At 62.5% G+C, this 22,756-nt stretch carries 21 protein-coding genes; 4 read left to right on the top strand and 17 right to left on the bottom strand.

The features are described 5' to 3' along the window. Window positions 1-21 precede the first annotated feature (21 nt). The gene (gene metW / locus GbCGDNIH8_RS00705; protein WP_072571719.1) at window positions 22-621 is read right to left on the bottom strand and encodes a methionine biosynthesis protein MetW; all 600 of its coding nucleotides are present in this window, start codon (window positions 619-621) and stop codon (window positions 22-24) included. 56 nt (window positions 622-677) lie between these two features. After that, window positions 678-1,898: a homoserine O-acetyltransferase MetX gene (gene metX, locus GbCGDNIH8_RS00700; RefSeq protein ID WP_072571718.1), complete on the bottom strand. Its 1,221-nt coding sequence runs from the start codon at window positions 1,896-1,898 to the stop codon at window positions 678-680. Window positions 1,899-2,056: 158 nt separating this feature from the next. On the opposite strand from metX, the gene GbCGDNIH8_RS00695 reads away from it, so the two are divergent. From GbCGDNIH8_RS00695 to GbCGDNIH8_RS00685, 3 genes are read left to right on the top strand one after another with little or no spacing between them, the layout of a single operon-like run. Next, window positions 2,057-3,034: a chorismate mutase gene (locus GbCGDNIH8_RS00695; protein ID WP_253736059.1), complete on the top strand. Its 978-nt coding sequence runs from the start codon at window positions 2,057-2,059 to the stop codon at window positions 3,032-3,034. Then, the gene (gene hisC / locus GbCGDNIH8_RS00690) at window positions 3,031-4,143 is read left to right on the top strand and encodes a histidinol-phosphate transaminase (protein ID WP_072571717.1); all 1,113 of its coding nucleotides are present in this window, start codon (window positions 3,031-3,033) and stop codon (window positions 4,141-4,143) included. Before GbCGDNIH8_RS00695 ends, hisC begins: the two co-directional genes overlap by 4 nt. Then, window positions 4,140-5,027 carry a prephenate/arogenate dehydrogenase family protein gene (locus GbCGDNIH8_RS00685; protein ID WP_072571716.1) on the top strand — a complete coding sequence of 296 codons (888 nt, stop codon included), beginning with the start codon at window positions 4,140-4,142 and terminating at the stop codon, window positions 5,025-5,027. Before hisC ends, GbCGDNIH8_RS00685 begins: the two co-directional genes overlap by 4 nt. A gap of 166 nt (window positions 5,028-5,193) precedes the next feature. Here the strand turns inward: GbCGDNIH8_RS00685 and cydB are convergent, their stop codons facing one another. The 11 genes from cydB to argH form a co-directional block, all read right to left on the bottom strand. Continuing rightward, a complete protein-coding gene (gene cydB / locus GbCGDNIH8_RS00680; protein WP_081368761.1) occupies window positions 5,194-6,222 on the bottom strand; it encodes a cytochrome d ubiquinol oxidase subunit II in 1,029 nt (342 codons plus the stop codon). Then, window positions 6,219-7,667, bottom strand: a complete 1,449-nt coding sequence (locus tag GbCGDNIH8_RS00675; protein ID WP_072571715.1) for a cytochrome ubiquinol oxidase subunit I — start codon at window positions 7,665-7,667, stop codon at window positions 6,219-6,221. Before GbCGDNIH8_RS00675 ends, cydB begins: the two co-directional genes overlap by 4 nt. 30 nt (window positions 7,668-7,697) lie before the next feature. Continuing rightward, window positions 7,698-8,858 carry a DUF2125 domain-containing protein gene (locus GbCGDNIH8_RS00670; RefSeq protein WP_072571714.1) on the bottom strand — a complete coding sequence of 387 codons (1,161 nt, stop codon included), beginning with the start codon at window positions 8,856-8,858 and terminating at the stop codon, window positions 7,698-7,700. 197 nt (window positions 8,859-9,055) lie between these two features. Next, window positions 9,056-9,802 carry a lysophospholipid acyltransferase family protein gene (locus GbCGDNIH8_RS00665; RefSeq protein ID WP_072571713.1) on the bottom strand — a complete coding sequence of 249 codons (747 nt, stop codon included), beginning with the start codon at window positions 9,800-9,802 and terminating at the stop codon, window positions 9,056-9,058. 24 nt (window positions 9,803-9,826) lie between these two features. Further along, window positions 9,827-10,477: a YdcF family protein gene (locus GbCGDNIH8_RS00660; protein WP_253736058.1), complete on the bottom strand. Its 651-nt coding sequence runs from the start codon at window positions 10,475-10,477 to the stop codon at window positions 9,827-9,829. After that, the gene (locus tag GbCGDNIH8_RS00655; protein WP_367593388.1) at window positions 10,456-11,478 is read right to left on the bottom strand and encodes a cell division protein FtsX; all 1,023 of its coding nucleotides are present in this window, start codon (window positions 11,476-11,478) and stop codon (window positions 10,456-10,458) included. Before GbCGDNIH8_RS00655 ends, GbCGDNIH8_RS00660 begins: the two co-directional genes overlap by 22 nt. A 22-nt stretch (window positions 11,479-11,500) precedes the next feature. Then, window positions 11,501-12,418, bottom strand: coding sequence for a cell division ATP-binding protein FtsE (locus tag GbCGDNIH8_RS00650; protein ID WP_072571712.1), 918 nt, complete (start codon window positions 12,416-12,418; stop codon window positions 11,501-11,503). A gap of 90 nt (window positions 12,419-12,508) precedes the next feature. After that, window positions 12,509-15,241 carry a DUF4175 domain-containing protein gene (locus GbCGDNIH8_RS00645; protein WP_072571711.1) on the bottom strand — a complete coding sequence of 911 codons (2,733 nt, stop codon included), beginning with the start codon at window positions 15,239-15,241 and terminating at the stop codon, window positions 12,509-12,511. A gap of 52 nt (window positions 15,242-15,293) precedes the next feature. After that, complete coding sequence (gene lysA / locus GbCGDNIH8_RS00640; RefSeq protein ID WP_072573475.1) at window positions 15,294-16,631, bottom strand: diaminopimelate decarboxylase; 1,338 nt, start codon at window positions 16,629-16,631, stop codon at window positions 15,294-15,296. Between the two features lie 22 nt (window positions 16,632-16,653). After that, window positions 16,654-16,797, bottom strand: coding sequence for a hypothetical protein (locus GbCGDNIH8_RS13020; RefSeq protein ID WP_164504075.1), 144 nt, complete (start codon window positions 16,795-16,797; stop codon window positions 16,654-16,656). Further along, a complete protein-coding gene (gene argH / locus GbCGDNIH8_RS00635; RefSeq protein ID WP_072571710.1) occupies window positions 16,797-18,230 on the bottom strand; it encodes an argininosuccinate lyase in 1,434 nt (477 codons plus the stop codon). Before argH ends, GbCGDNIH8_RS13020 begins: the two co-directional genes overlap by 1 nt. An 18-nt stretch (window positions 18,231-18,248) precedes the next feature. Between argH and GbCGDNIH8_RS00630 the strand changes: the two genes are divergently transcribed. After that, window positions 18,249-18,827, top strand: coding sequence for a TlpA disulfide reductase family protein (locus tag GbCGDNIH8_RS00630; RefSeq protein ID WP_072571709.1), 579 nt, complete (start codon window positions 18,249-18,251; stop codon window positions 18,825-18,827). A 9-nt stretch (window positions 18,828-18,836) separates the two neighbouring features. On the opposite strand, the gene GbCGDNIH8_RS00625 is transcribed toward GbCGDNIH8_RS00630, so the two are convergent. From GbCGDNIH8_RS00625 to GbCGDNIH8_RS00610, 4 genes are read right to left on the bottom strand one after another with little or no spacing between them, the layout of a single operon-like run. After that, complete coding sequence (locus GbCGDNIH8_RS00625) at window positions 18,837-19,307, bottom strand: CreA family protein (protein WP_072571708.1); 471 nt, start codon at window positions 19,305-19,307, stop codon at window positions 18,837-18,839. A 25-nt stretch (window positions 19,308-19,332) separates the two neighbouring features. Beyond that, the gene (locus tag GbCGDNIH8_RS00620) at window positions 19,333-20,970 is read right to left on the bottom strand and encodes an ABC transporter substrate-binding protein (RefSeq protein WP_072571707.1); all 1,638 of its coding nucleotides are present in this window, start codon (window positions 20,968-20,970) and stop codon (window positions 19,333-19,335) included. After that, entirely contained in the window at window positions 20,967-21,890 is a 924-nt protein-coding gene (locus GbCGDNIH8_RS00615) for an ABC transporter permease (RefSeq protein ID WP_072571706.1), read from the bottom strand. Before GbCGDNIH8_RS00615 ends, GbCGDNIH8_RS00620 begins: the two co-directional genes overlap by 4 nt. Further along, window positions 21,887-22,753 carry an ABC transporter permease gene (locus GbCGDNIH8_RS00610; protein WP_072571705.1) on the bottom strand — a complete coding sequence of 289 codons (867 nt, stop codon included), beginning with the start codon at window positions 22,751-22,753 and terminating at the stop codon, window positions 21,887-21,889. Before GbCGDNIH8_RS00610 ends, GbCGDNIH8_RS00615 begins: the two co-directional genes overlap by 4 nt. Between the last annotated feature and the right edge of the window lie 3 nt (window positions 22,754-22,756).

The raw sequence follows: 22,756 nt of genomic DNA, 5'->3' as shown, positions 1-22,756 counted from the left end.
GTCTGACAGACCAGGGCTTTTTCATGCCTTGCGCAGCATGAACAGGCCCTGTTCCCCGAACAGATTGGCAAGCCTTGCCGAGCGCCGCCAGGGAGAGCGCTGACCGGCCTCCCCCGCTGCCAGCCATTGTTCGACCTGATAGCCTTCCTGCGCGCACAACTCGAAAAAATCGCGGATAGTGCAGGGATGGATATTGGGAGTCTCATGCCATACGCGGTTCCATGCCCCGGTCATCGGCATTCTGCCCAATACCAGCAACTGAAGCCGCACTTGCCAGTGCCCGAAATTGGGGAAGCTCACCAGCGCCCGGCTGCCGATACGCAACATCTGACGCAACACTTCCCGGGGGCGTTCGACTGCCTGAAGCGTGCGGGACAGCACGACGTAGTCAAACGCATCATCCGGGTAATGCGCCAGATCCTCATCAGCATCACCATGCATCACTGACAGGCCATGTGCGACCGCCCGCGTTGCCTCCGCCATGTCGATCTCGATCCCGCGCGCGTCGCAGCCACGGGTGCGCATCAGATGCTCGATCAGCGCGCCATCGCCGCAGCCAATATCCAGCACGCGGCTGCGCGGCTCGATCATCTCCGCGATCAGACGCAGATCAAGCCGCATGTTCCGCCCGCTATGCCGCATGGCGTGCGAAGGCTCGGGCGGAGAGGACAGGTTGTTCATGATGCCTCCACCCGCAGCAATGCGGAGCCACCGCCAAAACCATTGAACGCCAGCCCGGCATGATCGGCACATCCCTCAAGAAAACCATTCAGCACGCGATGGAAATCCGGTTCATCCAGCAGAAACGCGTCATGTCCCTTGTCGGAGGTCACTTCCACGAAGCTCACATTCGCCGCCACACGGTTCAGGGCGCGGGCGATATGGCGGCTCTCGGCCGTAGGGTAAAGCCAGTCGGAGCTGAAGGAGATAACGCAGAACCGTGTTTTCGTGCCCGCAAACGCCGCCGCAAGATCACCACCATATTCTTCCGCCAGATCAAAATGATCCGCCGCCCGGGTGATGGTCAGATAGGAATTGGCATCGAACCGCTTCACGAACGCGCCACCCTGATAGCGCAGATAGCTTTCGACCTCGAACATCTCCCCGAACAGATTGGCGGCGGTCTCCCCCCCCATCCCGTCACGACGCACCCGGCGTCCGAATTTCCGCGCCAGCGCCTGTTCGCTGAGATAGGTGATATGGGCCACCATCCGGGCCACCGCCAGACCACGCTCCGGCATGTTTCCGGTGCGCCAGTAGGCCCCCCCGTTCCAGTTCGGATCACCGAAAATCGCCTGCCGCCCGACTTCGTTGAAGGCAATGTTCTGCGCCGAATGGAAGGAGGCCGTGGCAATCGGGATCGCCGCGAACACCGCATCCGGATAGCTTGCCGCCCATTGCAGGGCCTGCATCCCGCCAAAAGAGCCGCCAATCACCGCAAACAGGCGTGCAATGCCGAGATGCTCAATCAGTTTTTTCTGGGCGCGCACCATGTCCCGGATGGTCAGACTGGGAAAATCGGTACCCCACAACTCTACACCGGGCGCATCATCCGGCATGTCCGGGTCACGAGGGCTGCGCGGCCCGGTGCTGCCCATACAACCGCCAATCACGTTGGAGCAGATGACGAAATAACGGTTGGTATCAATCGGGCAGCCGGGTCCTACCACACCATACCACCATCCAGGCTTGCCAGTGACGGGATTGGGATCAGCCACATATTGATCACCCGTCAACGCATGGCACACCAGAATCGCGTTGCTGGCATCTGCATTCAGCGCGCCATAGGTACGATAGGCAATGCGAATCCCGTCCAGGCTGCCGCCATTATCCAGCGGCAGGCCATCCCGAAAGACGAAAACATCTTTTTGTGGCGCTGTATTCACAGATGGCTTCATCCGGTCATGGCTCCGGGGGGCAGCTCCCGGCAAAGGGTGACTATGCCCTCTCATGCCCATCGTGCAACCACCCCGCCCATGCTCAACCGCCATGGCTGATACTGCAATGCTTTGCAGCGAGGCATGCTTCGGCTATCAGGTCGATCTTCATTAAGGATTTGGCCCCTGCACAACAGGCGCCCGAATATTGGCCCGATATCGTCATGCGCCCCATTCTGTCTGGTCTTGCCTCGCCTGTTCTGTCTCCACCGGATGCATCGTCTCCCGCTTCCACCGGCGGGGCCGAAGCAGCGCTGGGGATGCTGCGCGCAAAACTGGATACGATCGATGATGCACTGCACGATCTCCTGATCCAACGGGCGGAAACAGTCCGTTCCATCGCCACAACAAAGAGCGGTGTCTCGATCCGACCAGGACGGGAAGCAGCGATCATTCGCCGTCTGCTCGGACGCCATCAGGGACAGTTCCCGGAACACACCATCATCCGTATCTGGCGGGAGCTATTCGCCGGATCGAACAGCATGCAACGCAATTTTACCGTCTCGGTCTGCGACAGCGATGACGGCTCCGCCGCCATGACCCAGATCGCGCGGGAGCATTTCGGGGCCCTGACACCACTGCGCATCTATGGCAGCCCGGCTCAGGCCATTGCCGATGTCAGCAGCGGACAGACCATGGTGGCCGTGGTCCCGGCCCCGGTCGATGACGAATCGCCCCGTGCCGCATGGTGGACCGCCCTGTTGCACCATGATGCGCCCCGCATCCATATCGTCGCCCGCTTACCCGTCTGGAACACCCGGCCCGAAGGCGCTCCCCGTGCCGATGCCATGGCGGTGGCAGCCATCGCGCCCGATCCGTCCGGCGATGACCGCGCTTTACTGGGTCTGGAAATCGCTTCCGACATCAGCCGGGCACGGCTGACACAAATGCTGATCAATGCCGGTTTTTCGGTCGGCAATACGATCCTGCGTCGCATATCGGGGGCGGATGACGCCCATGTGCTGGCAGATGTCGCCGGATTTGTTGAGGATTCCGATCCCCGGCTGGCAGCCCTGACGCCCCTGTTGCGTCCGCCTGTCGTGCTGGGATGCTATGCGGTCCCTGTCCCATCCCCGCAGGCGGGAAACGCAGCATGAGCAGCCCCCGCCCCAATCCCGGTATCGAGGCCATTCACCCTTATGTCGGCGGTGAATCAAAACTGCCCGGCGTCGAGCAGGTGATCAAACTCTCTTCAAATGAGGGCGCGTTCGGGCCGCCGCCTGCCGCGCAGCAGGCTTATCTGAAGGCCGTGTCCTGCCTGCACCGTTATCCTGATGGCGGCTCCCACGCGTTGCGGGAAGCCATCGGGCGTTATTTCGGTCTCGATCCGGCCCGCATCGTTTGCGGTGTCGGATCGGATGAAATGATCGCGCATCTCTGCATGGCCTACAGCAATCCGGATTCGGAACTGATCATGAGCGTGCACGGATTCAGCGTGTACGAGATGTACGGCCATTATGCCGGGGCCACAGTGGTAAAAGTACCGGAACAGGCCCTGACCACCGATGTCGATGCGCTGCTGAGCGCCGTGACCCCGCGTACAAAAGTGGTCTGCATCGCCAATCCGAACAACCCCACCGGCACCATGCTCCCCACCAGCGAAATCACACGTCTGCGGGCGAGCCTGCCGCCTGATGTGCTGCTGGTGCTGGATGCGGCCTATGCCGAGTATGTCGATGATCCCGATTATGACCCAGGCGTGGGACTGGTCGATGAGGGCGACAATACCGTCATGACCCGCACCTTCAGCAAGATTTTCGGGCTGGGCGGCCTACGACTCGGCTGGGCCTATGCACCGCCTGCCATCGTGGATGTGCTGAACCGGGTGCGCGGACCTTTCACCGTCAACACCGCCGTGCAGGCCGCCGCCATCGGTGCGCTGGAAGAACCGGGCTGGATCGAGCGCAGCCGCGCCCATAACAGCGCCGCCCGCGCAAAACTGGCCAAAGCCCTGTTCGATATCGGCATTCCCACTCTGCCGAGCGTCACCAATTTCCTGCTGGCGGATTTCGGCAGCGAAGCACGCGCCAGCGCCGCCGATCGCTGGCTGCGCACTCGGGGGCTGATCGTGCGCCGCGTCGCCAGTTACGGCTTGCCCGCCTATCTGCGCATCACCATCGGCACAAACGAAGAATGCGATCTGGTAGCCGAAGCCCTGCGCGATTTCATGGTGCAGGCACAAGCCGACAGCGATGCCGCATCATGACGGAAGCCTCTCCGCTCTTTCGCCGGCTGACCCTGATCGGTCTGGGCCTCATTGGCAGCTCTCTGGCCCGGGCGGTGCGGGAAAACCGGCTGGCCGATGAAATCGTTGCCTGTGACCGAGCCGATATTCTGGACCGTGTTGCCCGACTGGGCATTGCCGATCGCTGCGAGGCCGATCCGGCGCGGGCGGTACAGGATGCAGATGCCGTGATTCTCTGCGTCCCGGTCGGCGCCTTTGCCGATGTGGCTGAAAAGATCGCCCCTCATCTGGCGCCAGGCTGCGTGCTGACCGATGTCGGCTCCACCAAGCAATCCGTGATCCGGGATGTCGGCCCCCTGCTGCCCCCGCATGTGCATTTCGTGCCCGGCCATCCGCTGGCGGGTACCGAATATTCCGGCCCGGAATCAGGTTTTTCCACCCTGTTCCGGGATCGCTGGACCTTGCTGACGCCTCCCCCCGATACCGCTGAAGAAGCCATCGAAGCAGTCTCCGCCCTCTGGCGTGGCTGCGGGGCGCAGGTCGAGATCATGGAGCCAGCCCATCATGACCGCGTGCTGGCCATCGTCAGCCATCTGCCGCATCTGATCGCCTTCACCATCTGCGGCACCGCCGATGATCTGGCCGATGAAAGCCGCCAGCAGGTTTTGAAATTTGCGGCTTCCGGGTTTCGGGATTTTACCCGCATCGCGGCTTCGGACCCGATCATGTGGCGGGATATTTTCCTCAATAACCGGGATGCCCTGCTGGAGATGCTGGCCCGCTTCACGGAGGACGCTCAGGCCATGGCGCGGGCCGTGCGCTGGGGCGATGAGGACTATATCGTCGATAAAATCGAACGTGGCCGCCGTATCCGGCGCAATCTGATCGAAATCAATCAGGCGTGACGACAGCAGAAAAGGGCGCCATGGCAGCGAGCGCCCCTTTTGCAATTCTATCCCGTCATGGTGCGGCGGATCACCCAGTGCAGAAGCTCCGCCACCCCGCCCACGGCCACAACACCGGCCACCCATAACCCGGCGAACCAGGCCAGTCGGCGCAGATGGCTGCGCATCAGTGGTAGCCCTCGCCGTGCCGCACTTTCCCCCGGAAAATCCAGTAGGAATAGGCGTTATAGCCCAGCACCATCGGAATCAGCACAACCGCCCCAACCAGCAGGAACATCTGGCTGGCCGCAGGAGCCGCCGCATCGACCAACGAGAGCGGGGTCGTACCGTGGGCTGGTGGAACGATATTGGGGAACAGGCTGATCCCCAGCCCGATATAGCACAGCAGAAACATCCCGACCGCATAGAGCAACGGGGCCGCATGCCGTTTCTGTTGCAAGGACCGCCAGAATCCCAGCGCCGTCGCTGCCACCAGCAACGGAACAGGAGCCGTCAGGACAATGCCGGGCCAGGAGAACCAGCGCAGCCGATAGGTTTCGTTCAGCAACGGGGTCCAAAGGCTCACTGCGGCAATCAGCACCAGAAGAAGAATGAAAAGCGGTTTCGCATAATGGCGGGCACGCACATGCAGCCCGTTCTCGGTTTTCAGGATCAGCCAGCAGGCTCCCAGCAGCGTGTATCCCACGACGACCGCCACCCCACACAACACAGTGAAAGGGGTCAGCCAGTCGAACCAGCCTCCCGTATAGGCGAAGCCATTATGGCGCACGCCCTGCAGGATGCCACCCAGCGTCATGCCCTGACACAGTGCTGCCACCAGTGAGCCAAGGCAGAAAGCCCGGTCCCACCACCCACGCCCGCGGACGGTATGGGCCTTGAAACGGAACTCAAACGCCACGCCGCGAAAGACCAACGCCAGCAACATGGCAATAATGGTGGGATAGAAGGCGGAAAACAAAATCGCATAGGCAACGGGGAACACGGCCAGCAGGCCGCCGCCCCCCATAACCAGCCAGGTTTCGTTGCCATCCCAGACCGGCGCAATGGAATTTACCATCACATCCCGGTCCTCATCCTCGCGCTCCACCAGAAACAGGATGCCGCATCCCAGATCGAACCCGTCCAGCAGCACATAGGCCAGTACCGCTACGGCTATGATCATGCCCCAGATATAGGGAAGATTTTCGGTTATCATACGACGCTCCCCGGGCGGATGGTGTGATTGTCACGATGCAGATCATCAACGGCACCCGCAGGTCCGGGCACAATACCGGCCGCACGGCTCGGCTCGGGCGCAGGCGGGGCCTCCCCGTGTTCAGGCGGCCTGCCCATCATACGCAGCAGAATGCTGATCCCGGCCGCATAGACAATCAGATAAACGATCACGAATGCACTCAGTGAAATCGCCATGCCAGGCAGGCCAATGGGGGAGGCACTCTCCGCCGTACGCAACAGCCCATATACGGTGTAAGGCTGCCGCCCGACCTCTGTGACCACCCAGCCCGCCAGCACGGCTGCAAATCCGGCAGGGCCAAGCGTCAGCACCGCACGATGCAGCCAGACTGTGTCGAACAACCGGCCGCGCCAGCGCTCATACAGGCTCCACAGCCCCACCGCGAGCATCAGCATACCCAGCGCAACCATTATGCGGAATGCAAAGAACACCACAATCACAGGCGGCTGGTTTTCAGGCGGCACATCGGTCAGAGCCGGAATTGTCCCCGTCCAGTCATGCTTCAGATACAGAGAGGCGACATGCGGGATGGCGATCTCGAACCGGTTCTCCTGCGCCTTCTGATCCGGCAGGGCGAACAAGACCATCGGCACACCGGCCCCCGGAGCACCATTGCGCCAGTATCCTTCCATCGCCGCGATTTTGATTGGCTGGTGCTTTAACGTATTCCCACCCTGTGCATCACCGACCAGCACCTGAAGCGGCGTGACCAGTGCGGCCATCCACATCGCCATGGAAAACATCGTCCGCACAGCATCATTGCGACGCCCGCGCAACAGATGCCAGGCCCCGGTGCCACCCACCACAAAAGACACGCTGAGAAAGGCTGCCAGCACCATATGGGCAAAGCGAAACGGAAAGGATGGATTGAAAATCACGGCCACCCAGTCCGCAGGCAGAAAACGTCCCGTTGCCGCATCGATCGTGTAACCGGCAGGGGTCTGCATCCATGAATTCACCGCCAGAATCCAGGTGGCGCTGATCAGCGTGCCAAGGGCGACCAGACAGGTGGCGAGGAAATGCAGTTTCTTCCCTACTTTCTCCATGCCGAACAGCATGATGCCCAGAAAACCGGCTTCCAGAAAGAAGGCCGTAAGCACTTCGTATCCCATCAGGGGACCGATGACGGGACCGGCCTTGGCAGCGAAAGCACCCCAGTTGGTCCCGAATTCGTAGGACATCACCAGACCGGAAACGACCCCCATGCCGAAGCCGACGGCAAAGATTTTCGACCAGTAGCGGAACAGATCCAGATAAACAGGGCGACCTGTTTTCAGCCACAGCCCTTCCAGCACCGCCAGGTAACTGGCCAGCCCGATGGAGAAGGCAGGGAAAACGATGTGGAAGCCAACCGTAAAGGCGAACTGGAGCCGCGCCAGGAAAATAGCGTCCATACCGGGCATCATGTTTTTCCTTCAACGCTGGGCGAAAAGCCGTTACCGGCGACGATCCGCCCAAAAGGGAGGGGGTACTTTCAGAACCGGAATCTGTCCGATCATCAAAACGCTGTCGGCCAGCCGGAAAGGCACGGAAACATACGAAGCAGCGTTCCGGGCGGAACCGGCATAACCGACATTGCCCGTCTGTGTTGCACTCTCTGGCGCGTCTGTCGCTTGGACAAACAGGCTCAGCATGGTTTTGGCGGCCATGTATAATCCGGGAGCGATCCAGCCCTGATCACGCAATACCGTCATGGTCTCCTCGGGTGATGCCATCGTCGCAACGCCCTGCATGACCGGTTGCAAAGAGTCATCCAGCCCTCCCTGTCCCGCCATGCTGGCATGCAGGCTACCCCATGTCAGAGTGGCATCCAGTATTCTGAACACACCCGATGCGGCTTGCCACGTTCTGATTTTATCCCGACGCTGAACGTTCGAAAAAGGAAATGGATCAATTCTGGCAGTCACACTTGCATGCTGTACCGTTTTCCCGAATGGCCATGGACGAACCGGCGGCAACACGACATCATCAACATTGCACTGCACGGCCAGAGCCTGATCCAGTCGCAGATGCATCACCACCCTGCTGACGGTGGTGATATCGTATCCTGCAGGCGGTCCTGTCTCAGGGTGCGGGGCGGGATCAGCGCTTGTCCAGCCGGGACCATCGGGCCGCAAACGCACATCCTGGGCCGTCAGATGAAGATCGAGAATATGCATGGACGGGTCCGTATCCGGCACCAGTCCAACCGGCCACCACCCATCCCAGACAAGCCTGACCGGCAACGTGACACTGGCACTGGCAGATTGCATCAGAATCTTCCAGGGTGATTCAGGAAGAGCAGCCTGCGGTCCCTGTGGCCTCATGAGCAGTTGCAGGGGATGCCACGGCGATACCTCCACCTCCAGCGCCTGTCCCTGCCAGACAGGATATCCGCCGACAAACAGCTCCGGCTCCGGCAGGGTGATCCGCGCCAGCAGCGGCCAGCCACCGGATAATGCAGCTGCACGGGCCTTGAGCATCAGTCCATCCGGTCGCTGCTGTGTCCAGAGCAGCGATTGCTCCACCAGACGGTTCACAGCCCACTGCCAGAGCACATAATCAGCGCCCGCCAGAACGAAGGCAAAAAGGACGAGACGGAACCAGAGACGTCTCATGGGAGGCTCCGCTGTGCTGGACGTGCGACCAAATCGTTCATCCAGAACAGTTTAAGGGCATTCAGGGCCGCCGTCGCGCCGCCATTCATCCCCATCATGCCCGGAATCCTTCAAACCTTGTCCATCCCCATGATTTTTTATTTTAAATCAATAGCTTATATAATTCAGTTCGTTTTTTTCCTGACGATTCCTTCAGACTAAACCACAGACTTATCCACAGCCTTCTCCGAGGTGTGGACAAATCTGGCTATGTCATTGCCAGCACGATGATACAGGCTGCGAAGAGCCTCCATGGTTACGGCCCGGCTGCCAGGGGAAAGGGGCGGATGAATATCGACATTGATCGTGCCCGGATATTTACGGAATGCACGGCGTCCCCAGAAAAGACCGGAATTGGTCGTGACCGGCACGATCGGCAGCCCCGTCTGCGAGGCCACCGCATAAATACCGGGATGCAGCGGCGCCTCTACCCCCGGATCCATGCGGGTGCCTTCCGGGAAGATCACAATCTGCCGGTTCAATGAGGCTGCCTCCATCGATGCACTGACCAGATTACGCAAAGAGGTCATGCCACCATCCCGATCCACCGGAATCATCCCCGTCAGTGGCAGCAACGGCCCGAAAACCGGGATTTTCAGCAGCTGCTTTTTCAGAACATAGACCGGGTAGGAGGCCAGCCCGAACCATACCATGGTATCGAACGCGGATTGATGCTGGGAAGCGATCAGCACTGGCTGTCCGGGCGGCAGGTTCTCCAGCCCGCGTACACGGACATGAATACCGCAGATCAGCCGGGCCGCCGCGATCATGATGCGTGACCACAGACGGGCATCGTCGATCAAACGATGCGGGGCGACAAAGCGCAGCACAAATCCATACAGGCTCAGCACAAACGTGACGGTAAAAAACACTGCGTTAAACAGCAGCGAACGGAGAAAAATCATTCCCTGGCAGATCCTGTCAGCTCATCACGTTTCACGGACCGGCGTCAGGCTGGACAGATGCAGCTCCGCACCCAGCCATTTCACATATTCAGACAACAGCAGCTTCAAAACATTGAGCAGGCTGCCCCCCTGATCCGGGTGTACCGTCTCCGGATACAGTATCACATCGGGCATGGCACGCCGCAGCTCGGCCAGTGCGCGTGGCATATGATACCCCGCTGTGACGACGATGACGCTTTTCAGACCTCGCTCATGCGCCCAGTCGGCTGTTTCCAGAGCATTACCCCGCGTGGTGGCGGCCTCATACCCCAGCGTGACCCGCCCCTCCAAAGGAACCGGATCAATGCCAGCAACGCGCGCAAGCGTACCCAGTGAGGCCCCCTTCGCCACGCCTGAAATCAACAGGACACTGCCACGCCCAGCCGCAAGCAGCTTCAATCCGGTCGCGACACGTTCCGCGCCGCCGGTCAGAACCACGATGCCATCCGCATGCGCCGGCGCGCGGAGAACGTGCTGGCTTTGCCATGCAAACCATAAAAACCCACCGGACAGGATCAGCAGGGCAAAGCCACCGAGCAGGCCAAACCCGTTCAGCACGGTCACCACGGCCCGGCCCATCCGTCTCGACAGGGAGGAAGCAGCATATCCCATCGCTACGGCAGGCGCCTCAGCCAACGACGAACGGTCATCTGGGTGGTCAGCCAGCCGATACAGGCAGCCCCCATCGGCATACAGGGAATCGTCAGCCAAAGGGCCAGAGGCAGCCAGGAGACGATTCCGCCCACACCGCCCTGCACGGGTTCCACCTCATCCAGCCCGCCAAATGGCGCTGCCAGCCGCCCCATGAAGATCAGCACCGGCAAAGCCAGTAGCCCACCTGCCAATCCCCCGGCAGCGGCCAGGGCTGTGGTACGCCCCGCGAAGCGCCGTGCGATATAACCATCCGCAGCACCCAGCCCATGCACGATTTCAATTGCCTCTCGCCGGGCCATCAGCCCCGCCCGTGTTGCCACCGCAATGACACAGACCGCAACCAGCGTCACAACGATCAACACCAGACCGGCGCAGAGCTGAAGGCTGTGTGCCAGCGCGGTCAGACGGCCCAGCCAGACACCATGGCTTTCCACAACGGTGCCAGGGGCAACCCGCTCCAGCGTCGCAGCCAGCGCTGTCATATCCAGCGTCGCACCATTCCCCGGACTCCCTGCCGCATTCTGGCGCACACGGATCACAGCCGGGAGCGGCAGGGATAATGTTTCGGCATCAGAGCCAAGCCAGGGACGCAGCAGTGCGGTCAGTTCCTGATCCGACATCGCTTCGGCCGAGGCGATGCCCCGCGTGGCGCGCAGCACGGCCAGCACGGCATCACGCCGCGTATCCGCCTGATTCCCGTCAGCCTCCAGTGAGGCTTTATCATCGGCTCTTGCTGCCGGCCGTGGCACCTGCACGGTCATGGAGGCCGCAGCGCCTTCCTGCCAATGTCGCCCCAAAGCATCAGCTGCGACATATCCTGCGAATGCCAGAGCCGCCAGAAACGCCATGGCTGCCACCAGCAAAGGCAGCAGCCGGTCCGAGAGGGCACGACGCAGCCCCAGATCGTCGAAGCGCATCGGGCGCAGACGGCGGCTGCGGCGTTCCTCTGCCCGGCGGCGTTGTCTTTCCTGACGGGTGCTCATGAGCGGCGGGCATCACAACGCATCAAAGGAAACGGCTCCCGGCCGGCCTGTTTCTGAACGAACGCTCGACCGCCACGCCGTTTCTTCCCGGTTGCAGCGGCGCAGACCCATGCAGCCCGGCCTGACCAGCCGAAGCATGAGGGTAGGCTATTTCCTCCTCCGGTGCTGCAAGACCGTAGGAAAAGCCGGATTCCCGCCCGATCATACCCTGCGTCCATCCGGTATCCTCAGCCAGCACATGACCATGGGCCAGACGCAAAGCGGGTGCGGGATGGCGGGCCACCAGCCCGTCATTATGCGTCGCCACCACGATCGTCGTTCCCAACCGGTTCAACTCCTTCAGAAGCTGCATCAGCCGTTCCGCCTGCGCTTCATCCAGATTACCGGTCGGCTCATCCGCCAGAATCAAGGCGGGACGTCCAATCACAGCCCGCGCAATCGCCACACGCTGCTGCTCGCCACCTGATAACTCAGCGGGTCGGGCGTTCATCTTGCGGGCCAGACCAACCCAGCGCAGCAACTCCGCCACATCGGCCCTGATCTGTCCCTCCGGGCGCCCCGCGATACGCAAGGGCAAGGCGACGTTGTCAAACGCGTTCAGATGCGGCAACAGGCGAAAATCCTGAAATACGACCCCGATCCGCCGACGCAGGACAGGCAATGCAGCCCGCGGCGTCACAGCCAGATCAGCCCCCAGCAACATGATGCGGCCACGGGTCGGACGGATCGCCGCATACATCAGCCGCAGCAGACTGCTTTTCCCCGCACCGGAAGGACCGAGCAGCCAGCGGAAACTACCATCGGGCACCGTCAGGGAAACATCCCGGAGCACTTCCCCCGGCTCAACAAGACCGGGCTGATCCGTATCACCCAAAGTCGTGCCGCCCGTTGCCCGACGCAATGGTCCATAGCGCAGTCCAACCTGCTCAAACCGGATCATGTCAGCACCCTTGCCTCCACCGCGCCCTGCCGACTGAAAAACGATTTTGCCATGATCCGGGGAAGTCTGAAATGCATCGATTGGTGTGGATCAAAACTGCTGCAACAGCCGGTCGATATAATCCAGTTCCTCCTGCGGGCGGTTACGCTCGGCACCACGGCGGCGCAATTCCTGCTGCACATCCCGGCTGCGCATCGGCTCCATCTGCCCGGGCAGGCGGACATCATCGCCATTCTCATCCCCCGCAGCCGATCCCACGGAGCGGCTGCGTCCGAATGGGTCGCGCCGGTCGTGCTGATCACCCGCGCCATCGCTGTCATTGTCACCGGCCTGTTCGCCAGGCGTTTGCCCATCACCCGACTCCCGGCGCTGGCCTTGAGAAGGGGCGCCGAGCGTCACCGCATCCTCATCGCCATCCTCCTGCTCATCTCCGCCTTGATCCTGACCGGGGCGGCCACCTTTATTGGCCTGCTGCTGGCGATTGATGTCCTGCTGGCCCTCCGCCAGTTTCTGGAGCGCCCGTCGTTCCGCATCGACAGTCTGATCATCACGGCCACGGCGCATCGCATCGATCGCATCGCGCATCGCGGCATCAGCCTGCGCCATCCCGCGCGGAATCTGGCCGCCCCGTTCGCTGAACTGCTGCATCAGATCGGCCAGTTTGTGACGCACATCCTGCTGGGCGGCCTCATCCGCTTTTCGCAGGGGCTCAGCCGGATCAGACCGTCTGCCCTGCTGCCCCGGCCGTCCTGAGGGAGGTTGTCCCGATTGGGATTGACTGCCTCCCTGCCCCTGCTGATCGGGCGGCCCGTCATCCGGATCATTCTCCGGGCCGAAATCCGGAAAGCGGGGGGCATCCTGCTGAGCCGCCTCGGCACGCTTCTGCGCATTATCCAGCAATCCGGCCTGCCGGCGGGTCAGATCCTGCAACGCCTTCATCTGTTCCTGCGCCTGCCGTCTGGCCTGCTGCTGCTTCGCCCGGCGGGCCTTCTGTTCCGCCGTCAGCGGCTTTGCATGCTGCAATCGGTCCAGAGCGCGCTCCATCGACGCCATGGCGCGGCGCGCATCCTCCATCCGGCCCTCTTTCAGGGCCTGCCGCATCTGCTCGTCCAGTTTGTGCAGCTGGTCCATCAGGGGGACAGTACGGTCCTCCGGGGCGGGTGTCGCCGCTTCCCGCTTCGCCTGCTCCGCCATCTGCTTCAAATGATCGGACAGGGCGCGCTCAAGCTGGCTCATCAGACGCTGCATCTCGCGCTGATCCGGGGGAGCGCCGTTTTTCTGCTGGTTCAGCGCCTCCCGCAGTTCCTGACGGGCAGCAGACAGAGCGCGGGCCGTGCGCTCGGCACCCCCTTCCTCGATATGCAGGGCAAGCAGCCACAACCGGTTGAGCGCATCGTTGATCGCAGAGGCAGACGTGTTCCGTGCCAGCTCCGAAGTAATGGCGCGCAGATTGAGGTATCCTCCCGGATCATCGGCCAGAATACCGGGCTGAGCCCCCAACTCCACCAGCAAACCAACCGCGTTGCGCCGGTCTTCCGGCTGGCGTGCCAGAGACTGGCGGATCGACAGCAGCGCTCTTGCCAGCGGATTGCGGAACGGCTTCTGCGGCAACACCAGCTCGACAACGTCCGAATGTCCGGTCTGCCCCGCCGTATCCTTCGCGACCAGAGTGACTGTGACCGGCAGACCCGCCCATGGATTGGCGGTCAGATCGCTGTCAGTCGTACCCCCGGTCAGACGAGGATGGCCTGCAGGAACCGGTAAAAGCACTCTGGCGGGGGGCAGATCAGGCCGTTCGGCCAAATGCAGAAGGGCGATGACCTCGACGATGCCGTAATCATCCCGTGCCTGCCACGGAATACGCACCGCATAGCTATGCACTGCCTTTTCCGGTGCCCCGGTGAACGCAACCTGCGGGGGAGCATCGGCCACCTTCCTGATGCGCCATGTAGCAAGAACAGCCCCGCTGGCTGCTCGCAATGTCAGAGGTGCATCAGAGCTGACAGCCTGCTGCCCCAGCGGAATGCTGGCCTGAAAACTGCCCTTCGCCAGACGGGGCAGAAGGGTCTTGTGACCATCCAGTTCCAGCCCCGGCGGCGTATCGAGACCTGAGACGGTCAGAGACAGCATTGAGCCGACCGGAACCACGTAAGGGTGATGCGCCGCGTCGGTTTCGCCACGCAGGAAAATCGGAGGCAACCCGGTATAGGCGGGAGGCGTAATCCATGCCTGCACCTGCGGCGCCGGAACAGATGGCGCAGGGGGCAGAACCGGCCAGAGTGCATGCACCAGCCGAGCGGAAAAATCTCCCCCGGCACTGACCGCCAATGCCGCCAACACAATCAGGGACAAGGCGCGCAGGGCGAAACGATCCCTGACAGCAATGCCGGAACGCAGCACCGCCGGGCGAAGTATCCGCACCTGATCCAGTACACGGTGTGCATGGGCATGCCACAAAGCCTGCGCCATCGGGGAGCTGCCCTGAGCAGGTCGATCATCCAGCGTGGCCAAAGGGCGATGGGCCAGCCCGGCATCCTGCTCCAGCCGCCGGTCGGCATCGGTCCGGAGCGGTTTCGGCAGAACACGCCACCGCCATACCACCCAGATGCCAAGCCCGGCCCAGAATACGATCAGCAGGATCAGATGCGGCCATGGCGGCAGCCACGTCCAGACATCCAGCAAAACAAGGCTGATAAATAACCCGGTGGCAGGCAGAAGCGGCCAGGCGGCACGGCAGAGCCGCTCCAGCCGCAGCACACGCAACGCCTGCCGCCGCCGCTGCGCAAGTATTGGAGGAAGCGTGGAAGGATTCTCCGCCGTCATCCGGCCCGATACTCCATACGGCTGCCTCTCATTTGCCTGTTGCGGGTTGCTGTCAGCCCTGCCGGGTGAGATGCGCCGGAATCACCTCATCACGCCACAACGCCTCGACCATCTGACGCGGGCGGATCACCGTCCAGCGTCCATCATCAACCAGCACCTGAGCCGCCAGCGGTCTGGCATTATATGTGGAGCTCATCACCGCACCGTAAGCCCCCGCCTCCAGAATTGCGACCCGGCTGCCGGCCTGAAGCGGCGGCAGGGACCGCGCCCGCGCAAAGGTATCACCGGTTTCGCAGACCGGACCCACCACATCGCAGTCGATCGGCGCATGCGCGGCCTCGACCGCGGATAAGGGCACGATCCCGTGCCATGCCTCATACAGTGATGGGCGCAGCAGATCGTTCATCGCCGCATCCAGCACCACGAAAGGACGGGGCCGCGACTGCTTCACCAGGACGACACTGGACAGCAGCACACCGGCGGGCCCGGCCAGCCAGCGCCCCGGCTCCAGCACAAGCTGCACATCCAGACCGCCCAGCTCCGCCTTCATCGCCCCGGCCAGCGCCGCCGGGGTGGAGGTGACATCACCGCGGTAATCGATCCCCAGACCACCCCCGCAATCCACCAGTCTGACTGTCTGCCCCTGATCCCGCAGCGCCTGTACCAGAATCGCCATACGGCGGAACGCGGCCAGGAACGGGGTCATGACATTGATCTGGCTGCCGATATGCATGGCAAGACCGACCGGCTCGATCCCCGGCAGGGACGCAGCGCGCGCATACAGGGCAGGGACATCCCCGGCCTGAATGCCGAATTTGTTATCAGCCAGACCCGTCGTGATCTTGGGGTGCGTACCGGCATCCACATCCGGATTGACCCGCAGCGCGATCCGCGCCGTACGGCCCATACCGGACGCAATGGCGGAGAGCATGTCCAACTCCTCCGCGCTCTCCACATTGATCTGGGCGATCCCTTCGGACAGGGCCAGTGTCAGCTCTGCCGCGGTCTTGCCAACACCGGAGAACACGATCCGCTCTGCCGGAATCCCCGCCGCCCGCGCGCGGCTGAGTTCACCGCCGCTGACCACATCCGCGCCCGCACCCTCATTGCCGAGCAGACGCAGCACGGCGAGGTGGTCATTGGCCTTCACTGCGAAATGGATATGCGGCGCGATCCCAGCCTCCGCCAGCGCATCACGCAACAGCCGGTAACGCCGGCGGAACGTCACCGCCGAATAGACCCAGCACGGCGTGCCCTGCGCATCGGCAATGGCATTCAACGGCACATCATCCAGCAGCAGCCCATCCATAGCATGCATGGAAAGGCTCGGGCGTGCGGCAATCAGTTCCATCACCGAAGGATCCGGTCGGTCCGTATCCGTCACATGCATGTCCATCACGGCAATTCCCTGGTCAGCGGCTCGGGTAGGTATGGGGATATGTAATCTGGTCCGGCGGCCCGGGCGGGGACGGAGCACCACGCTTGCCGCAGGCCGTCAGGCCGAACCCCAGACCCAGCAGCAGTACCATCAGGGAAAATGCCCGCAAACAGGTCATCAAGCCGTCTCCTTCAACTGATCCCGCCACCAGGCGGCCTGCTGCGCGACGTTTTCCGGTGCGGTGCCGCCTTCGCTCCGACGCGAGGCAATGGAGGCATCAACCGTCAGCACAGAAAACACATCCTCGCCGATGGCCGGTTCTTCTTCCCGCATCTCTTCCAGTGACAGTTCGGCAAGGTCAATTCCCTTCGCCTCCGCCTTCGCCACCAGACGCCCGGTGACGTGATGCGCGGTGCGGAACGGCAGATGCAGCGCCCGCACAAGGTAATCGGCCAGATCGGTCGCGGTGGCAAAACCGCTGCCGGCAAAGAAACGCATGCGATCGGTATTCGGGGTCATATCCCGCACCATCCCGGCCATGGCGGCAAGGGACAAGGTCCAGGCTTCCGCCGCATCGAACACCGGCTCCTTGTCCTCCTGCGTGTCCTTGGCATAGGCCAGTGGCAGGCCCTTCATCACCGTCATCAGGCCGATCAGATCACCCACCACACGGCCAACCTTGGCGCGGACCAGCTCCGCCGCGTCCGGATTGCGCTTCTGCGGCATGATGGAACTGCCCGTGGTATACGCATCGGACAGGGAGATGAACCGCCAGGGCGCGCTGCACCAGATAACAATTTCCTCGGCCAGGCGCGACAGATGCATCGAGGAAATAGAGGCCGCCGATAAAAATTCCAGCGCGAAGTCACGATCCGACACCGCATCCAGCGAATTGCGCGTCGGCCGGTCGAAGCCCAGCGCCGCAGCGGTCATACGGCGGTCGATCGGAAAGGACGTTCCCGCCAGCGCCGCCGAGCCGAGCGGGCATTCGTTCAGGCGTTTGCGTGCATCAGCCAGACGGCCGCGATCCCGCGCCAGCATTTCGACATAGGCCAGCAGATGATGGCCGAACGTCACCGGCTGTGCGGTCTGAAGATGGGTGAAGCCCGGCATCGGATCCGCCGCATGGTCGGCGGCGCGATGCGCCAACGCACGCATCAGATCGACCAGCTGCGCATCCAGCCCGTCAATCGCATCCCTGATCCACAGGCGGAAATCAGTCGCGACCTGATCATTACGGCTGCGCGCGGTGTGCAGGCGCTTCCCGGCCTCGCCGATCCGCTCGGTCAGCCGGGCTTCGATATTCATGTGAATATCTTCCAGCGCAACGGAGAAAGTGAATTGTCCGGCCTCAATCTCAGCGGCGATTCGCTCAAGGCCGGAGCGGATAGCCTGCGCGTCCTCCCCGGATATGATCCCGACATGGGCGAGCATCGCCGCATGCGCCATGGAACCGCGAATATCCTGCCGCCACAGCTTCTGATCGAAACCAATCGACGCATTGATCTCTTGCATGATAGCGGCAGGACCGGCAGCAAAGCGTCCGCCCCATTGCATATTGGCTGATCTCTGCCCTGAATCGCCGGTGGTGGTCGTCTGATCGTTCGTCATGAAGGAAGGCCTGTCGTCATGCCTGTCAGCAAGCATTTAAAAACCCGCCGCACAATGCTGGCGGCCATTGGCGGCACCCTAGCGGGCGGCGTCATGGGGCGCAAACTGGCCCTGTCACAAGCCAGCGGCGCAACAATGGGGGAACTGCCGCATGGGCTGAAACCGGTCGACCCGCCTGCCAGGCTGCCCGCCTTCCGCTTTATCGACGCCATGGGGGATACACGCAGCATGGCCTATTTCAGCGGCAAGGGAGTGGTGCTGAATCTGTGGGCCACATGGTGTGCGCCCTGCGTTGCGGAAATGCCCTCGCTGGATCAGCTCGCTGCCGCAGTGAAAGATGAGGGGATTGTCGTGCTGCCGCTCTCCGCCGATCAGGGCGGCGTGCAGGCGGTGGATAATTTCTACCGCAAGCACAACATCGTCCATCTCGGCACATGGCTGGATCATGATGGGGAAGCCCAGACCGCACTGAAACTGCGTGGCATCCCCACCACACTGATCATCGACCGGCAGGGCCGGGAGCGCGCCCGGCTGGAGGGGGGAACGAACTGGGCCGCCCCCGCCTACCACGATGCCATCCGGGCGCTGGTCGGCTGAGGGAGGGGGTTACGGCCCGTCCAGCCCGACCACGGAAATCGCGTTGAAGGGCGATCCCTTCACCAGTTTCGTGCTGACCACCGTATAGACCAGTACCGGCCGGTCAGGATCGACCATCCGGACAATCTGGAACGATTTGAAAAACAGGGAGGAGGAGACGAAAGCCACCGTCTCCTGCTTCGGAAGATCCTGCGGCAGCGTGACATGGCCGGTGCGCTGACAGGCGACGGAAAAACGGCTGGGATCCTCGGCCAGCCCGACCCAGCCTTTCATCCCGCCAGTCGCGGCACGGGACAGGTAGCAGGATACACCCTGCACTTTGGGATCATCGAAACGCTCGACGATGATCCGGTCATCAGGCCCCAGCCAGCGGAAGCTGGTATTGATCGACCCTATCCGCGTCTGGGCCGAAGCGGCACTAGCCATCAAGGTGGCAGCCGCCACGACCAGTCCGCTGACAACATAGGCGGCACGTATCATCCGGTTTCTCCGTTCAGGCATTGTGTCAGCCATCAACCGCATAGACATGCATGAAGTTCACCGGCGTCACCACCGGATCAGTGAACAGGGCATCTGCCCCCTGAATACGGGCCGTATGCGGCACGAAAAACAGAGGATTATAGAGCGGCACCCAGGGCTGATCAGCCAGAATGGCCGCCTGAATCGCCTGCCACCGCTTCAGCCTTTCCGGAGCTTGTGATGGTTCCGCCATGGCGTCGGCCGTCACCGCGAGGGCGTCGATGCCGGCATTACGGTATCTGGCCCAGTTCCATCCGCCCGGCGCAGAGGCGGCCACTGACAGGATTGGTCCGTAAAAATCCGATGGATCAGGAAAATCGGCACTCCAGCCGGTATCGCCCGACCAGATCAGCGGCGCACCGGCGCCGGAACAGGCAGCCTCGATCATCGCGGGACGGGCCAGCACGCGCAGGGAAATCCGGATACCGATAGCGGCCAGATCCTGTTGCAGAGCCTGTGCGATACGCGGATTGGGATCGGTGGCGGCAGTCATAAGGTCCGTCTGAAATCCGTCCTGCCAGCCCGCTTTCCGCAACAGGCTCCGCGCCCGCACCGGATCAAAGGATGGTCCTGACAGGGATGGATCATATCCGGGCAGGCCGCGTGGAAAAATCTGGCCAGTCGGCTCGCCCCGGCCATTGATCAGCCGCACGATGCGGGTCTTGTCGATCGCATGGGCCACGGCCTGCCGGACCAGCAGCGTATCGAAAGGCGGCTTTGTCACGTTCATGGCCAGATAGGTCGTCGCCAGTCGCGGCCGGATGCCGATCAGCCCCTGAAAACGCGGATCACGCCGGATCGCATTCAGCCTTGCCGGGGGAATACCGTCACCCACCACGTCGATCTCGCCGCGTTCCAGCCGCAGCATGGCGGTCAGAGGCTCCTGCCCTATTTCGGCGATAATCCGGTCGAGATAGGGCAGACCCGGTTCGTAATATCCCTCGTAACGGCGCAGCACGACGCTCTGGCCGATGCGCCAGGTGTCGAAACGGAAAGCACCACATCCTACAGGGTGACGGCCGAAATCCGCACCGTACCGCTCCACCATGTCCCGTGGCACCACCGAAGCGAAATTCAGCGCCAATGCATGCAGGAACGGCGCATACGGTCGGGAGAGCCGGATCACCACCGTATGCGGATCAGGTGCGAAGAGACCCGGGAGTGCCTGTGTTTCTCCCGCAACGAAGGGGCCGAAACCTTCAATAGCGGCATAGAAACTCTGACCTGGGCTTTGGGTCGCCGGATGGATGGTGCGGCGAAGCGAATAGACGACATCCGCCGCTGTTACCTCCCGACCATGGTGAAACCGCACGCCTTGCCGCAGGGTGAAACGATAGACCAGCGCGTCCGGCGACAGGGAAACAGTCTCGGCCAGACCAGGACGCAGGATCGTGGTGCCCGGCTCGTAGTCCATCAGGCCGCAGAACAGGGCGCGAATCAGCGCCCAGTTCTGAAAATCGTAGCCAATGGCCGGATCCAGCGTGGCAATATCATCCCGAAACGCGATGGTGAGCGTCCCCCCGCGCCGGGGAGAAGACTCTGCATATGACCGGTCCGGCCCGACCACAGCGGCAGCACCGGCCAGACCGGTGACAGACAGACAGGCGCGGCGGGTCAGCATCATCGCGGCAGCCCCATGCGCGGATCAATCAACGGGGCCAGCAGATCGACCACCAGGCTGGTCAGCACCACTCCAGCCGCCGCCACCATCGTCACCCCCAGAATCACCGGAACATCCAGCAGCGGGATCGCCTGCCACACCAGTTGCCCCATGCCCGGCCAGCCAAACACGCTTTCCACCACCACCGCCCCGGACAGGAATCCTGCAATATCGGTTCCCGCCAGCGCCAGCACCGGCAAAGCGGCATTTCGCAGCACATGATGGATCATGATCCTGGTTTCTCCGGCCCCCTTGGCACGGGCCGTGCGGATGTAATCAGCTGCTACCACGTGCTGCGCAGCGGCCCGGATCATCCGGGCATACCAGCCCGCCCCCAGCAAGCCGAGCGTGACAGAAGGCAGCACCCAGTGCCGTACACCCCCATATCCTCCGATCGGAAACCAGCCGAGCCAGACCGAGAACAGCATCAACATCCCCAGCGCCACCACGAAAGGCGGCAGGGAAACACCGATCACCGATCCCCCCATCACCATCCGGTCCAGCCATCCGCCCGGAGCACGGGCCGCCAGCAGACCGGCAGGAAGGCCGATCGCAATCTCCGCCAACACAGCCCCCACCAGCAGGAAAAGAGTGGCCGGCAGACGCTCCCCGATCAGCAGCGCCACCGGGACACGCTGCACCAGGGACTGCCCCAGATCGCCCTGTACCAACCCGCCGATCCAGCCGCAGAATTGCGCAATCAGGGACCGGTCCAGCCCCATGGCGTGACGGATGCGCGCCACCTGCTCCAGCGTTGCCGAGCGTCCGGCCACACTGCGCGCCTGATCCGCCGGCATCATATGGATCAGCAGGAAGGCCAGCACGGCCACTCCCAGCAAGGTCAATGCAGCCTGTATCAGCCGCCGGAGGATAAACAGGCTCACAGGGTATCCTGCTCCGTCACACCCGGCATCCAGCGGCGCTTCAGCGCGGAGCCGGTCAAATTCGCCCCTGCCGCCAGCAGCAGGATCGCTCCGCCCGGCGCAAAGACCAGCCATGGCGCAATCAGCAGATAGGCCTGATTTTCATTGATGATGCTGCCCCAGGATGCTTCAGGCGGCTGCACGCCCGCCCCGAGATAGGACAATGTCGCTTCCAGCAGCACAGAGCCTGCTATCCCCAACGTACCCCAGACCACAATCACCGGCCCGAGCAGCGGCAGGATATGCCGCAGCACGATCCTCCCCCAGCCCACCCCCAAAGCACGGGCCGCCCGCACATGCAGGCGTGCGGACAGGCCGGAAGTTTCAACATAAATCACCCTTGCGACCGGCGCCCATCCTGCCAGCGCCACCACCAGCATCACCACCCAGATGGATGGGCGCAGCACCGCCGAAACTGTCACCGCCAGCAGCAGCACGGGGATCGAGGCCAGCAGATCGGTCAGCCGCATCAGCCCGGCCCCGATCCAGCCCCCCACCCGTCCTGTCGCCATGGCGGCACACACCCCGATGAGGGTTCCGGTCATGACGGCAACGGTATTGGCCACCCCACCGATCAGCAGCGCATCCCGTCCGCCCCATAACAGCCGGGACAGCACATCCCGCCCCAGCAGATCAGTCCCCAGCGGAAAGCGCCAGCAGGGCGGTAGCGGGGCTCCATCAGCATCCAGCCCGTCGGGAAGCTGCAATCCGGGAGGATAAGGGGATAACAAGGGCGCGAAAACCGCCGACAACACGATCATCCCCAGCAGGATCAGCCCGATCCAGCCCGTTTTATCCAGACAACCCGGCCGTCGGGAGGACATACC

This window comes from Granulibacter bethesdensis (assembly GCF_001889545.1).
GTDB lineage: Bacteria > Pseudomonadota > Alphaproteobacteria > Acetobacterales > Acetobacteraceae > Granulibacter > Granulibacter bethesdensis_B.
Note: the sequence above shows the minus strand (reverse complement) of the source record. Positions and strands in the feature narration are given on the sequence as shown.

Bases quoted from the DNA above. Each gene is read 5' to 3' on its own strand.
- lysA (WP_072573475.1), bottom strand. From the start codon at position 16,631: ATGCATGTGACGGATACGGACCGACCGGATCCTTCGGTGATGGAACTG.
- hisC (WP_072571717.1), top strand. From the start codon at position 3,031: ATGAGCAGCCCCCGCCCCAATCCCGGTATCGAGGCCATTCACCCTTAT.
- GbCGDNIH8_RS00625 (WP_072571708.1), bottom strand. From the start codon at position 19,307: ATGATACGTGCCGCCTATGTTGTCAGCGGACTGGTCGTGGCGGCTGCC.
- GbCGDNIH8_RS00685 (WP_072571716.1), top strand. From the start codon at position 4,140: ATGACGGAAGCCTCTCCGCTCTTTCGCCGGCTGACCCTGATCGGTCTG.
- GbCGDNIH8_RS00655 (WP_367593388.1), bottom strand. From the start codon at position 11,478: ATGAGCACCCGTCAGGAAAGACAACGCCGCCGGGCAGAGGAACGCCGC.
- GbCGDNIH8_RS00630 (WP_072571709.1), top strand. From the start codon at position 18,249: ATGCCTGTCAGCAAGCATTTAAAAACCCGCCGCACAATGCTGGCGGCC.
- metX (WP_072571718.1), bottom strand. From the start codon at position 1,898: ATGAAGCCATCTGTGAATACAGCGCCACAAAAAGATGTTTTCGTCTTT.
- GbCGDNIH8_RS00645 (WP_072571711.1), bottom strand. From the start codon at position 15,241: ATGACGGCGGAGAATCCTTCCACGCTTCCTCCAATACTTGCGCAGCGG.
- GbCGDNIH8_RS00670 (WP_072571714.1), bottom strand. From the start codon at position 8,858: ATGAGACGTCTCTGGTTCCGTCTCGTCCTTTTTGCCTTCGTTCTGGCG.
- argH (WP_072571710.1), bottom strand. From the start codon at position 18,230: ATGACGAACGATCAGACGACCACCACCGGCGATTCAGGGCAGAGATCA.
- GbCGDNIH8_RS00650 (WP_072571712.1), bottom strand. From the start codon at position 12,418: ATGATCCGGTTTGAGCAGGTTGGACTGCGCTATGGACCATTGCGTCGG.
- GbCGDNIH8_RS00675 (WP_072571715.1), bottom strand. From the start codon at position 7,667: ATGATGCCCGGTATGGACGCTATTTTCCTGGCGCGGCTCCAGTTCGCC.
- cydB (WP_081368761.1), bottom strand. From the start codon at position 6,222: ATGATAACCGAAAATCTTCCCTATATCTGGGGCATGATCATAGCCGTA.
- GbCGDNIH8_RS00610 (WP_072571705.1), bottom strand. From the start codon at position 22,753: ATGTCCTCCCGACGGCCGGGTTGTCTGGATAAAACGGGCTGGATCGGG.
- GbCGDNIH8_RS00665 (WP_072571713.1), bottom strand. From the start codon at position 9,802: ATGATTTTTCTCCGTTCGCTGCTGTTTAACGCAGTGTTTTTTACCGTC.
- metW (WP_072571719.1), bottom strand. From the start codon at position 621: ATGCGGCTTGATCTGCGTCTGATCGCGGAGATGATCGAGCCGCGCAGC.
- GbCGDNIH8_RS00620 (WP_072571707.1), bottom strand. From the start codon at position 20,970: ATGATGCTGACCCGCCGCGCCTGTCTGTCTGTCACCGGTCTGGCCGGT.
- GbCGDNIH8_RS13020 (WP_164504075.1), bottom strand. From the start codon at position 16,797: ATGACCTGTTTGCGGGCATTTTCCCTGATGGTACTGCTGCTGGGTCTG.